Origin of the sequence: Bacteroides uniformis, from assembly GCF_025147485.1 — a bacterium.
GTDB classification, from domain to species: Bacteria; Bacteroidota; Bacteroidia; order Bacteroidales; family Bacteroidaceae; genus Bacteroides; species Bacteroides uniformis.
This window is the reverse complement of sequence record NZ_CP102263.1, coordinates 2,494,893-2,507,154: the sequence shown is the minus strand read 5'-3', so window position 1 is coordinate 2,507,154 and position 12,262 is coordinate 2,494,893. Positions and strand designations below refer to the sequence as shown.

The 12,262-nt window shown below is 48.2% G+C and carries 11 protein-coding genes; 6 read left to right on the top strand and 5 right to left on the bottom strand.

Annotated features, from left to right (window positions below; genetic code table 11):
• Window positions 1–6 precede the first annotated feature (6 nt).
• Complete coding sequence (locus tag NQ510_RS09740) at window positions 7–1,185, bottom strand: energy transducer TonB (RefSeq protein ID WP_034525492.1); 1,179 nt, start codon at window positions 1,183–1,185, stop codon at window positions 7–9.
• Window positions 1,186–1,377: 192 nt separating this feature from the next.
• On the opposite strand from NQ510_RS09740, the gene NQ510_RS09735 reads away from it, so the two are divergent.
• Both NQ510_RS09735 and NQ510_RS09730 read left to right on the top strand, forming a co-directional pair.
• A complete protein-coding gene (locus tag NQ510_RS09735) occupies window positions 1,378–1,695 on the top strand; it encodes a type II toxin-antitoxin system RelE/ParE family toxin (protein WP_005826303.1) in 318 nt (105 codons plus the stop codon).
• 8 nt (window positions 1,696–1,703) lie between these two features.
• On the top strand, window positions 1,704–2,012 hold the full coding sequence (locus NQ510_RS09730) for a HigA family addiction module antitoxin (RefSeq protein ID WP_172679934.1): 309 nt from the start codon (window positions 1,704–1,706) through the stop codon (window positions 2,010–2,012).
• 123 nt (window positions 2,013–2,135) lie between these two features.
• On the opposite strand, the gene NQ510_RS09725 is transcribed toward NQ510_RS09730, so the two are convergent.
• From NQ510_RS09725 to NQ510_RS09715, 3 genes are read right to left on the bottom strand one after another with little or no spacing between them, the layout of a single operon-like run.
• A complete protein-coding gene (locus NQ510_RS09725; protein ID WP_005826298.1) occupies window positions 2,136–2,624 on the bottom strand; it encodes an outer membrane beta-barrel protein in 489 nt (162 codons plus the stop codon).
• A gap of 25 nt (window positions 2,625–2,649) precedes the next feature.
• On the bottom strand, window positions 2,650–2,871 hold the full coding sequence (locus NQ510_RS09720) for a hypothetical protein (protein ID WP_005826297.1): 222 nt from the start codon (window positions 2,869–2,871) through the stop codon (window positions 2,650–2,652).
• On the bottom strand, window positions 2,871–4,301 hold the full coding sequence (locus NQ510_RS09715) for a carbon starvation CstA family protein (protein WP_005826296.1): 1,431 nt from the start codon (window positions 4,299–4,301) through the stop codon (window positions 2,871–2,873). Before NQ510_RS09715 ends, NQ510_RS09720 begins: the two co-directional genes overlap by 1 nt.
• Before the next feature lie 122 nt (window positions 4,302–4,423).
• Between NQ510_RS09715 and NQ510_RS09710 the strand changes: the two genes are divergently transcribed.
• A complete protein-coding gene (locus NQ510_RS09710) occupies window positions 4,424–5,881 on the top strand; it encodes a glycoside hydrolase family 10 protein (RefSeq protein ID WP_227239016.1) in 1,458 nt (485 codons plus the stop codon).
• Here the strand turns inward: NQ510_RS09710 and NQ510_RS09705 are convergent.
• Window positions 5,865–7,073: a hypothetical protein gene (locus NQ510_RS09705; RefSeq protein WP_005826294.1), complete on the bottom strand. Its 1,209-nt coding sequence runs from the start codon at window positions 7,071–7,073 to the stop codon at window positions 5,865–5,867. The two genes, NQ510_RS09710 and NQ510_RS09705, sit on opposite strands and share 17 nt — an antisense overlap.
• Before the next feature lie 128 nt (window positions 7,074–7,201).
• On the opposite strand from NQ510_RS09705, the gene NQ510_RS09700 reads away from it, so the two are divergent.
• The 3 genes from NQ510_RS09700 to NQ510_RS09690 all read left to right on the top strand — a co-directional run bounded on the left by NQ510_RS09700 (window position 7,202) and on the right by NQ510_RS09690 (window position 12,258).
• Complete coding sequence (locus NQ510_RS09700) at window positions 7,202–8,380, top strand: ATP-binding protein (protein ID WP_005826292.1); 1,179 nt, start codon at window positions 7,202–7,204, stop codon at window positions 8,378–8,380.
• A gap of 41 nt (window positions 8,381–8,421) precedes the next feature.
• Window positions 8,422–11,979, top strand: coding sequence for a pyruvate:ferredoxin (flavodoxin) oxidoreductase (gene nifJ, locus NQ510_RS09695; RefSeq protein WP_005826291.1), 3,558 nt, complete (start codon window positions 8,422–8,424; stop codon window positions 11,977–11,979).
• 90 nt (window positions 11,980–12,069) lie between these two features.
• Window positions 12,070–12,258: a hypothetical protein gene (locus NQ510_RS09690; protein WP_005826290.1), complete on the top strand. Its 189-nt coding sequence runs from the start codon at window positions 12,070–12,072 to the stop codon at window positions 12,256–12,258.
• Window positions 12,259–12,262 lie beyond the last annotated feature (4 nt).

The following is a 12,262-nucleotide window of genomic DNA, read 5'->3' as shown; positions in this document are numbered from 1 at the left end:
GTGCTACTACTCCAATTTAAAAGTAACCGGAAAAGTAAATTCCACCTTCACGGCTTTACCCTGCTGCATCCCCGGTTTCCATTGTGGCATCAATTCTACAATCCGTAATGCTTCCTCATCCAGGGCAGGATACCTGCTGCGCATAATAACGGGGTCCGTCACACGACCATTCTCGTCAATCACCACGCTGACAGCAACTCTTCCTTGAATGCCATTCTTACGGACTTCTTCCGGATAACGGATATTCTTTTGAATAAAATCCATTAAGGCTTTCATACCTCCCGGAAACTCGGGCATCACTTCCACTACTTTATAGACCGGTTCTTCCATTGGCTCTTCCGTTATCAATTGTGGGCTCCCGCCCTTCCCTGCATCCGAAATATAAGGGGGAAGAGATGTCTTTTCCGCCGTTCTCCATTCTTCCTCATTGTCCGTCAGTCTGAACTCAGCCATCATCAAGACAGGTTTCCTCCTGATGGTTATCTCATAAAAGTAACGGTAGCGTCCCGGCTTGTTGGGATGCACATCCGGATAAAGGGAGGCTTTCATAACCCTTTCCTCCCCATCCCGCAGCACATAGGCGATGTCCCAAAAGGCAGCGTTTATCGGCAATTCCCGCCAGGTACCTTTTTCGTCTTCGAACGTCAGGTAGTAATGCTCGCCGCAGGTCAAATCTCCGCCGCTGTGATTGCTGAGGATGAATGTCGCATGGAGAGCTTTCGTTGAAAAGACCGGATATTCGGGACGGATATGGATGCCACGAATATGATTCCTGCTTACTCTCTCGTTGATGACGGGGACTTCTACACCATGAAAACAGAAAACGGGGGAGTCCATTATCTTCTCCCGGAACTCTTTCTGCCGCTCGGGAGTATTCACCATCAAATCTAGATCGATGCAATGCAACCCCACCCCATATCCGGTCACATTCCTCTGAATGTGTGTATATGGTGTATTATTCAATCTTTTTCTCAGTTCTTCGTGAATGGCAAGCAATTGTCTTTGCAAGTAGTCACCATCATCCGCAATCCCTATCTTGAGGCTATCGCTCACTGTTTTTTTTCCCACCCCTTGGTCTATCCTTACTGTATCTATGGAATCTTCAGACATTTCCATGCGTTCCGTCTTATTCATTCGGCAAGATGACAAGCAGCAAAGCAATAAGGTAATACAAACTCTATTCATGGCATTTTGCTTTTAGGATTCATACTTCGAGTATAAATATAAGGATTTTTGCTATAATGTTCAAAACCAGCCTCTACTTTCATTAACATATAAAAAGTTTCACGTTATCCAGGCAACCAACAAATATCCACTTTTATAGTGGAATATTGGAGATATACATTACCTTTGCACAATGAAAACAATCTAAAAACAATGGAAATACACTTTGATAAGGAATACTTGCAACAACTATATGAGGAAGGAAAAACAAAGGATAAGAAATATCGCTTTCAGCCTCAAATGGTGAAACGATATCAGTTGCGCATAAAGACCTTGGAATACGTTCAAAATATCGAAGAGCTTTACGCCATTCGGTCGTTTCATTACGAAGTATTGAAAGGAGATAAAGCAGGTATTTCTTCCATTAGAGTAAATGACCAATACCGCATAGAATTCACAGTAAAGCAGAGTACATCTGAAACCGTAGTGACAATATGTAATATCCTGGAATTATCGAACCACTATAAATGATTATGAATATGGGAAATTATAAATGCCAACGCCCTATACATCCGGGTGAATTACTCAAAGAAGAGGTGGAAAATAGAAAATTACCCCAAACTAAGCTTGCTGCACAAACCGGCATCTCATATAAGGTACTAAACGACATCTTGAACTGTCGACGTCCCCTCACAACATCTACAGCATTGCTCTTTGAAGCAGCCTTGGGAATCAGTGCCAGCTTGCTGATGCGAATGCAGCTAGACTATAACATGCAATTGGCTGAAAGTGACCAAACACTCATGGAGCGCTTGAAACAAGTTAGAAAATATGCAGCATTGCTCTAAGCAAAACGTTACTGCAAAACCACTGCATATCTTTTGCAGTACTGCTGCAAACATTTATGCAGTGCCACTGCAACACATTTACAGCGGCACTGCAAAAAAACTTGCAGTAGCAGGAAAATAAGATTAGAAATAGAATCCGAAACCTACCTTCAGACCGAATTTAGAACGGTCGCTATTGACGTTCCAGTAAGCTGCAGGTTCGATGGTCACCGTGCGGGTCAGGAAGAACGCATAACCGGCTTCCAGACCGAAAGAGAACTTGGTATCATCCAAATCATGTCCCCAATCCCAACGGTCCACATTGACATCGGCACCCAGATACACGCCAATCTTGTCGAAATAATAACGTCCACCTACACCCAGCGTATAGACATCGAGGTCAGACCCTCCGGTATTCCAAGCAGCCCCAGCATGCACCAGCAAGGCGATGTTGTCGAGCAGGAAAGCACCTCCCTTGGCTTCAAGGCCAAAACTTGTCTTGTCGGTTCCCGTGTCATGAGAAAATTCCAAACCGGTGATGGACGGGTTCAAAATCCACTTACCTTTTTCAAACTGTGCCTGAGCTGCCACTGTGACAACAAGCAAGCAAACGAATAATGCCAGTTTTTTCATCTTGTTCTGTTTTTTGAGTAAATAATCAATGTTGTTTATTGTCTTCTTCGAATCGCTTGCGTTGCAGCGCCTCCTTCTTGCGAAGCACCAGCCACAGCACAAATACAATGAGGTACGAAGCAGCTACGGTGACATACTTCTCAGTATCGCTGATTTCCGTATTGCGGGGAAGGAAATAAGCGGCAGTAGCAGAAACGTAAATAAGCAGGGCCAACGTGAGCCCGGTAGATTTCTTGATTTTCTTCATTACCAAAGTTTTTTAGTCGTCTTAAAATACCAAATATTAAACCAAATAGCAGCCAGCACAACAGCTATCAAGGCTACGCCCAGCGCATAATTCGGACCGAGCCCGAAACCTTCGGGAGCAATGCAGATGTAAGTGGTACACACAGCCGTCATGAATAATGCCGGGAAATAGGTGACGTAATAATAACGTCCTTTCTTCTCGCGTACCAGATAGACCGTAATGGCCCACAACGTAAAGACGGACAGAGTCTGATTGGCCCAGGCAAAATAACGCCAAATCATGTCAAATCCATCCTTGTCCCGCAGGCTGTAAAGCAACAAGCTAATGGCTACCAGGAACATCGGGATGCATATATATAAACGGCGACGCATGGATTTTTGTTCCATTCCCAAGAAATCCGCCACAATGAGGCGCGCTGAACGGAAAGCCGTGTCGCCACTGGTAATAGGCGCGGCAATAACACCCAGAATGGCCAATACGCCACCTACGGCACCCAGCCAGTCTTTTGTAATGGCGTCTACAATGATAGAGGCATTCGTCTCCCCCATCCCGTTCTCGTGGAAGAAATAAGTGGCGGCGGCAGCCCATATCAGAGCTACAATGCCTTCGGTTATCATTGCCCCATAGAAAACGGGGCGTCCGTGGCGCTCGCTTGTCATGCAACGTGCCATCAGCGGACTCTGCGTGGCATGGAAGCCACTGATGGCACCGCAGGCAATGCTGACGAACATGATGGGGAAGATGGGCAATGCAACCGCATCGGGATGCGTGTTCTGCAATCCGTCCCATATCTCCGGCAATGCAGGATGGTTGACGTAAAGCATTACCAGAATACCGACCGCCATGAACAGCAGGGCAACGGCGAACAGTGGGTATATCTTACCGATAATCTTATCTACCGGCAGCAAAGTGGCAAAGATATAATAAGCGAAAACAACAATAATCCAGAAGGTGGTATCCAAGCTGTCGGGGGTCAACTTGGCAAGCAGTCCGGCCGGCCCTGCCACAAAGACAGCTCCCACCAATATCATCAGGATGACGGTAAAGCCGCGCATCAACTGCTTGGTGGTCAGCCCCAGATAGCGTCCGATGATTTCCGGCAGGCTTTCCCCGTCATGCCGCAAGGAGAGCATACCGGCAAGATAGTCGTGCACTGCACCGACAAAGATACTGCCAAGTACAATCCACAGATAGGATGCCGTACCGAACTTAGCTCCCATGATGGCACCGAAGATAGGTCCCAACCCGGCAATATTGAGAAACTGTATCATAAAGATTTTCCAAGTAGGCAGTGGAATGTAATCCACACCATCGGCTTTGGTAAGGGCGGGTGTTTTGCGGTCATCGGGACCAAAGACGCGTTCTATGAAGCGTCCGTAGATAAAATAGCCGGCTATCAACGCCAGCAGGCAAAGCGTAAATGTAATCATGGCGTGTTAATATCTTTAATGTATGCAAATGTAACAGTTTCCAAGTAAACAGCACAAAATAATCGGGTGTTTTGCTTATCTTCGCCGAGAAATATGACAGAAATAAAGAAGAAAAGAGAAAAATGAAACGAATTATTTCCATTTTACTATATATGGCCGTCTTGCTGCCACTGGCTGCGCAACCGCCCAAGCATGAAGTGCGTGCCGCCTGGATAACTGCCGTCTATGGCCTGGACTGGCCGCAGACACGCACCACTTCGCCCGAAGGCATCCGCAAGCAACAGGCCGAACTGATTGAAATATTGGACAGACTGAAAGCCGCCAATTTCAACACAGTACTGTTCCAGACCCGTACACGGGGAGATGTCCTCTACAAATCAGCCATCGAGCCCTACAACTCCATACTGACCGGAAAGGTGGGCGGCGACCCCGGCTACGATCCGCTGGCTTTTGCCATAGCCGAATGCCACAAGCGCGGTATGGAGTGCCATGCCTGGATGGTGACCATCCCTCTGGGCAACCGCAAGCATGTAGCCGCCCTCGGTAAAGAGTCCGTCACCAAAAAGAAACGCGCCATCTGCGTACCCTACAAACGCGAATACTTCCTGAATCCCGGACATCCGCAAACCAAAGAGTACCTGATGAGCCTTGTCCGCGAAGTGGTGGAACGCTACGATGTAGACGGGATACACTTCGACTACCTGCGCTATCCGGAAAACGCCCCCCGTTTTCCCGACAGCTACGACTACCGCAAATACAGCAAAGGACGCAGCCTTGCCCAATGGCGCAGAGACAACCTGACGGAAATAGTACGCTATATATATAAAGGTGTAAAAGCCATGAAACCCTGGGTAAAGGTCAGCACCTGCCCGGTAGGAAAATACAAAGACACTTCCCGCTACCCCTCCCGTGGCTGGAATGCCTTCCACACCGTCTATCAAGACGTGCAGGGTTGGCTGGGCGAGGGCATCCAGGACCAGATTTATCCGATGCTCTATTTCCGTGGCAATCATTTCTATCCCTTTGCCCTCGACTGGCAGGAACAAAGTAACGGACGCCAAATCATTCCCGGTCTGGGCATCTACTTCCTCGACCCCAGCGAAGGGAACTGGACGCTGGACGAGATTGAACGGCAGATGCACTTTATCCGCGCCCACGGTCTGGCGGGCGAGGCACACTACCGCGTGAAGTATCTGATGGACAATACGCAAGGGCTTTATGAGGCGCTGGAAGAAGACTTCTATACCGCCCCGGCCCTGCAACCCGCCATGCCGTGGATAGACAATGTAGCTCCTACACCTCCCTCCGGACTCACGGTGGAAACACCGGAAAACGGCTATTGGAAACTAAGCTGGCAACCCGCCACGGACAATGACAAGCGGAATGCTCCGATGTATGTAATCTACGGTTCGGACACCTATCCCGTAGATACCTCCAATCCGGAGAATATCCTGGCACAACGAGTACAAGGTACGGAATATACCTATGCCCCCATCCGCCCGTGGACTGCCCGAAAATATTTTGCCGTGACAGCCATAGACCGTTGCGGAAACGAAAGCGAAGCTATTCAGCAGCAGTGACACAGACAAAAGCCCGGTAACGGCTCTTCGGAGTGACCGGTACCAGAGGCAGATAGCCGGAAACAACCCTGCCGTCCTTCACCACCAGCGGATAGCTTTGCATATCCTGCTCATGCCGCTCCATCAAAGCTTCATGGGTCGGAAAACAATCAATGGAGAAACGTCCCTCCCCACCGGGGACAATGAAATGATCACTAAGCACATGGGAAACGATTCCCATATTCATCCGTAGATTTATTTCGACATGGGGGTTGATGGCATACGGATGCCCTTCCTTCTGACGGCAGACCATCATGTCCACACCCAAGAAACCCATATAAGATGTAGCATAACTCGTTTCCAATGCTTTCTGCATCATATTGCGTATGCGTACAAATGCTTCAAAGGGTACATATTGCTGAATCCATTCCTCCACTTGCTCATCCGAAGTAAGGATATTACCACGATATGCCCCTTTGTCATCCGTAACAAAACGGGAATAGCCGACAAAAAGAAGCTTTCCCCGACCATCCGAATAAAATTCCATGGCAAAGTCTTCCACCTTATCAAATATAGGCTCCATCACAAAACCTCTATTTTCTTTCAGCGCCCTACTACACCAATCGGAAACATTTTTCGTAAAGCCATGACGGCACCAACACAATCCCTTTCCACTTCCCGACCAAAGTGATTTGAACACACATCCCTCCTTGTAACGATCAACAATATCCGGAGAGATATCCGTCATTCTACCATCAGCCTCCACCAAGCAACAACCGTCACCACAAGTATAATCTATTTTATTGAAATAGAAAAGTGCGCGAAAAGCCAAAGCGTTACTACGGACAGCCTTCATACGATATTTATCCAAAGCATCCGGCGTAGGAAGATTTTTTTCCAGAACACCGCCTTTCAACATCCGTTTACGGATAGCGGGGTTCCATCCCCAAGGCATTACCCGCACATCAGCATAATCGGGCAGCTCCGGCTCTGTCACCAAATGCACATCCAGCCGGAACAACTGTTGCATCTGTTTCAGATAATCTGCATTATAGGCGGAAGAGGCCAGTACCCCACTACCCGGCTGGGCATACCAAATCGGCAACAAAGCCAAGTCTTCAGCCATACGGCGGATGGTAGCGGGCGCCATATAATTTTCTTCATTATTTCCCAATGCCATATCTGCATCAGGATTGAACACATAAAGTTTCATCTTTCAAATGTTAACCAATTACTCACGTTTTGTATGAGAGTGCAAAGTTATATAATATTTTGCCATCTCTACTTTGCAAATCTATAAAAAAGCCGTATATTTGTCGCCCGATAAACCGAATTTAAAGCATGGAAGCATTTTACCGTACACACGCTTATCTCGTAGAGCATACCAATGCCCCCGTACGCCGCGACCTAATGGACGAAATAGACTGGAATGACCGTCTTATCGGTATCAAAGGCACAAGAGGCGTAGGTAAGACTACTTTCTTGCTGCAATATGCCAAAGAGAAATTCGGCACAGACCGCTCCTGCCTCTTCATCAACATGAACAACTTTTACTTCTCCGGACATGGCATCGTGGAGTTCGCCGCCGAATTCCAGCGCCGCGGAGGAAAAGTGCTGTTGATAGACCAAGTATTCAAGTACCCGGAATGGAGCAAGGAACTGCGTATGTGCTACGACCGCTTCCCCAACCTGAAAATCGTGTTCACCGGCTCGTCCGTGATGCGTCTGAAAGAGGAGAATATGGAGTTGCGCGACATCGTGAAGAGCTACAACCTGCGCGGCTTCTCCTTCCGCGAATACCTGAACCTGCAGACGGGCATGAAGTTCCATGCCTATCCGTTGGAAGAAATCCTGAGCAACCACGAACAGATAGCCAAAGGCATCCTCTCCAAAGTACGTCCATTGGACTACATGCAAGACTATATGCACCACGGCTTCTACCCTTTCTTCCTTGAAAAGCGTAACTTTTCGGAGAATCTGCTCAAGACGATGAACATGATGGTGGAAGTGGATATCCTGCTCATCAAACAAATTGAGCTGAAATACCTTTCGAAGATAAAGAAATTACTATATTTGTTGGCCGTGGACGGACCGAAAGCGCCGAATGTCAGCCAACTGGCAAACGACATACAGACCTCCCGCGCCACAGTAATGAATTACATCAAGTATCTGGCAGACGCACGACTCATCAATATGGTCTATCCGAAAGGAGAAGAATTCCCCAAGAAGCCGTCGAAGATAATGATGCATAATTCAAATCTGATGTATTCCATCTATCCCGTCAAGGTGGAAGAGCAAGACGTACTGGACACTTTCTTTGCCAACACAATGTGGAAGGACCACAAGGTGAACAAGGGCGACAAGAACATCTCGTTCATGGTAGATGAGGTGATGCCTTTCAAGATTTGTCCGGAAGGAACAAAGATAAAGAATAATCCGGGAGTTACTTATGTACTGCATAAGGCAGAAATAGGCCGAGGCAACCAAATACCTCTCTGGTTATTCGGTTTCTTGTATTAAGAGAGAGATTTTTTTACTTAAATAAATAATTCAATTTAGTTATGACTAAACAGAAGAAATTCATTACTTGTGATGGTAACCAGGCTGCTGCACATATCTCGTATATGTTCTCCGAAGTAGCTGCCATCTACCCCATCACCCCCTCTTCTACGATGGCTGAATACGTAGACGAATGGGCTGCCGCAGGTCGCAAGAACATCTTCGGCGAAACAGTATTGGTACAGGAAATGCAGTCAGAAGGTGGTGCTGCAGGTGCCGTCCACGGCTCTCTGCAAGCCGGTGCGCTGACTACTACTTACACAGCTTCACAAGGTCTGTTGCTGATGATCCCGAACATGTACAAGATTGCCGGTGAATTCCTGCCTTGTGTATTCCACGTATCAGCACGTACATTGGCAAGCCATGCACTGTGTATCTTCGGTGACCACCAGGACGTTATGTCTGCACGCCAGACTGGTTTTGCCATGTTGGCCGAAGGTTCTGTACAAGAAGTTATGGACTTGGCAGGTGTTGCCCACCTAGCCACCATCAAGGCCCGTGTTCCGTTTATGAACTTCTTCGACGGCTTCCGTACTTCTCACGAAATCCAGAAGATTGAAATGTTGGAGAACGAAGACCTCGCTCCGCTTATCGACCAGGAAGCTTTGGCTGAATTCCGCGCACGTGCATTGAACCCGATGAACCCGGTTGCCCGTGGTATGGCCGAAAATCCTGACCACTTCTTCCAACACCGTGAATCTTGCAACAACTACTATGAAGCAGTTCCGGCTATCGTTGAGGAATACATGAACGAGATTTCCAAAATCACAGGCCGCAAGTATGGTTTGTTCGATTACTACGGTGCAGAAGATGCAGAACGCGTTATCATCGCCATGGGTTCTGTAACGGAAGCTGCCCGCGAAGCTATCGACCACCTCGTTGCCAATGGCGAAAAGGTTGGTTTGGTTGCCGTTCACTTGTATCGTCCGTTCTCTGCCAAGCACTTCCTTGCCGCCGTTCCCAAGACTGCCAAGAAGATTGCCGTACTGGACCGTACGAAAGAACCGGGTGCTAACGGCGAACCGTTGTACCTCGACGTAAAAGACTGTTTCTACGGTGCAGAGAATGCTCCGGTTATCGTAGGCGGCCGTTATGGTTTGGGTTCCAAGGATACTACTCCTGCTCAAATCCTCGCCGTTTACAAGAATCTGGCTATGCCGATGCCGAAGAACCACTTCACTATCGGTATCGTGGACGACGTTACCTTCACTTCTCTGCCCCAGGAAGAAGAAATCGCATTGGGCGGCGAAGGTATGTTCGAAGCCAAATTTTACGGTTTGGGCGCTGACGGTACAGTAGGTGCCAACAAGAACTCCGTAAAGATTATCGGTGACAACACCGACAAGCACTGCCAGGCCTATTTCTCTTACGACTCCAAGAAATCAGGCGGTTTCACTTGCTCGCACCTGCGTTTCGGTGACACTCCTATCCGCTCTACATACCTGGTAAATACGCCTAACTTCGTGGCTTGCCACGTTCAGGCTTACCTGCACATGTACGACGTAACCCGCGGCTTGCGTAAGAACGGCTCTTTCTTGCTGAACACCATCTGGGAAGGCGAAGAGCTGGCCAAGAACCTGCCTAACAAGGTGAAGAAGTACTTTGCACAAAACAATATCACTGTTTACTATATCAATGCAACCCAGATTGCACAAGAAATCGGTTTGGGCAACCGTACCAACACCATCCTGCAATCCGCATTCTTCCGTATCACCGGCGTTATTCCGGTTGACCTGGCTGTAGAGCAGATGAAGAAGTTCATCGTTAAGTCTTACGGCAAGAAGGGTGAAGATGTTGTCAACAAGAACTATGCAGCTGTTGACCGTGGCGGCGAATACAAGCAGCTGACCGTTGACCCGGCTTGGGCCAATCTGGCAGACGACGCCAAGGCTGAAAACAACGACCCTGCATTCATCAACGAAGTGGTTCGTCCTATCAACGCACAAGACGGTGACTTATTGCCGGTATCTGCATTCAAGGGTATCGAAGACGGTACTTGGGAACAAGGTACTGCCAAATATGAGAAACGTGGTGTAGCTGCATTCGTTCCCGAATGGAACGCTGAAAACTGTATCCAGTGTAACAAGTGTGCATACGTTTGTCCTCACGCTTCCATCCGTCCGTTCGTACTCGATGCTGAAGAGCAGAAGGGTGCCAACTTCACTCAACTGAAGGCTGTAGGTAAAGCATTCGACGGTATGACATTCCGTATTCAGGTAGACGTTCTCGACTGTCTGGGTTGTGGCAACTGTGCCGATGTCTGTCCGGGTAACCCGAAGAAGGGTGGCAAGGCTCTGACTATGAAGCACCTCGAAAGCCAATTGCCGGAAGCTGCCAACTGGACTTACTGTGCTGAAAACGTGAAGAGCAAACAACACTTGGTTGACATCAAGGCCAACGTGAAGAACTCCCAGTTCGCCACTCCGTTGTTCGAGTTCTCAGGCGCTTGCTCCGGTTGTGGTGAAACTCCGTATGTGAAGCTGATTTCCCAGTTGTTCGGTGACCGCGAAATGGTAGCCAACGCAACAGGATGTTCTTCCATCTACTCCGGTTCAGTACCTTCTACTCCTTATACCAAGAACGAAAAAGGTCACGGTCCTGCTTGGGCAAACTCATTGTTCGAGGACTTCTGCGAATTCGGTCTGGGTATGGAGCTTGCCAACGAAAAGATGCGCGCACGTATCGTGAAGGCTATGGAAGATGCCATCGCAGCAGAAGGAACTCCGGCCGAATACAAAGAAGTATTCCAGGCTTGGATTGAAAACATGTACGATGCAGACAAGAGCAAGGAACTGGCTGAAAAGATTATTCCGATGGTAGAAGCTGCCAAAGACAAGTGCGACAGCTGCAAGACTATCGCCAGTCTGTCTCAATACCTGGTAAAACGCAGCCAGTGGATTATCGGTGGTGACGGTGCTTCTTACGACATCGGTTACGGTGGTCTCGACCATGTAATCGCAAGCGGTAAGGATGTCAACATCCTCGTACTGGATACTGAGGTTTACTCCAACACAGGCGGTCAGTCTTCCAAGGCTACTCCGGTAGGCGCTATCGCCAAGTTTGCCGCTGCCGGTAAGCGTGTACGCAAGAAAGACCTCGGTCTGATGGCTACTACTTACGGTTACGTATACGTTGCCCAAATCGCTATGGGTGCCGACCAGGCTCAGACCCTGAAGGCTATCCGTGAAGCAGAAGCATATCCCGGTCCGTCACTCATCATCGCTTACGCTCCGTGTATCAACCACGGTCTGAAGGCAGGTATGGGCAAGAGCCAGGCAGAGGAAGAAAAGGCCGTTAAGTGCGGTTACTGGCACTTGTGGCGTTACAACCCGGCTCTGGAGGCTGAAGGCAAGAATCCGTTCACGCTGGATAGCAAGGAACCGGATTGGAGCGGATTCCAAGACTTCCTGAAGGGTGAAGTTCGTTACGCATCCGTAATGAAGCAATATCCGCAGGAGGCCGACGAGCTGTTCAAGGCTGCTGAAGAAAACGCTAAATGGCGTTACAATAGCTACAAGCGTCTTTCCAAAGAAAATTGGGGCGCTGAAGTTACAGAGTAATTCCGATTACTAAATAAAGAATAGAGGCTGCTCCTGAATAAGGCGTAGTCTCTATTTGTTTTTAATTAACAATACTAAATATCACAGGTTATGATTGGATTTATCATTTGGATTATCGGTGTGGTTCTGTGTGTCAAAGCCGTACTTGAAATCATGAAGTGGCCGGTAGACGGCGTGAAGAAACTATTAGTTGCAATTATCATCCTGCTCACAAGCTGGATTGGAATCTGTGTTTACTACTTCTGGGGAAGGGAAAACCTGCCTCAAATACTGAAATAAGTTC

Bases quoted from the DNA above. Each gene is read 5' to 3' on its own strand.
- NQ510_RS09725 (WP_005826298.1), bottom strand. From the start codon at position 2,624: ATGAAAAAACTGGCATTATTCGTTTGCTTGCTTGTTGTCACAGTGGCA.
- NQ510_RS09730 (WP_172679934.1), top strand. From the start codon at position 1,704: ATGGGAAATTATAAATGCCAACGCCCTATACATCCGGGTGAATTACTC.
- NQ510_RS09710 (WP_227239016.1), top strand. From the start codon at position 4,424: ATGAAACGAATTATTTCCATTTTACTATATATGGCCGTCTTGCTGCCA.
- NQ510_RS09740 (WP_034525492.1), bottom strand. From the start codon at position 1,185: ATGAATAGAGTTTGTATTACCTTATTGCTTTGCTGCTTGTCATCTTGC.
- NQ510_RS09690 (WP_005826290.1), top strand. From the start codon at position 12,070: ATGATTGGATTTATCATTTGGATTATCGGTGTGGTTCTGTGTGTCAAA.
- NQ510_RS09715 (WP_005826296.1), bottom strand. From the start codon at position 4,301: ATGATTACATTTACGCTTTGCCTGCTGGCGTTGATAGCCGGCTATTTT.
- NQ510_RS09700 (WP_005826292.1), top strand. From the start codon at position 7,202: ATGGAAGCATTTTACCGTACACACGCTTATCTCGTAGAGCATACCAAT.
- nifJ (WP_005826291.1), top strand. From the start codon at position 8,422: ATGACTAAACAGAAGAAATTCATTACTTGTGATGGTAACCAGGCTGCT.
- NQ510_RS09705 (WP_005826294.1), bottom strand. From the start codon at position 7,073: ATGAAACTTTATGTGTTCAATCCTGATGCAGATATGGCATTGGGAAAT.
- NQ510_RS09720 (WP_005826297.1), bottom strand. From the start codon at position 2,871: ATGAAGAAAATCAAGAAATCTACCGGGCTCACGTTGGCCCTGCTTATT.
- NQ510_RS09735 (WP_005826303.1), top strand. From the start codon at position 1,378: ATGGAAATACACTTTGATAAGGAATACTTGCAACAACTATATGAGGAA.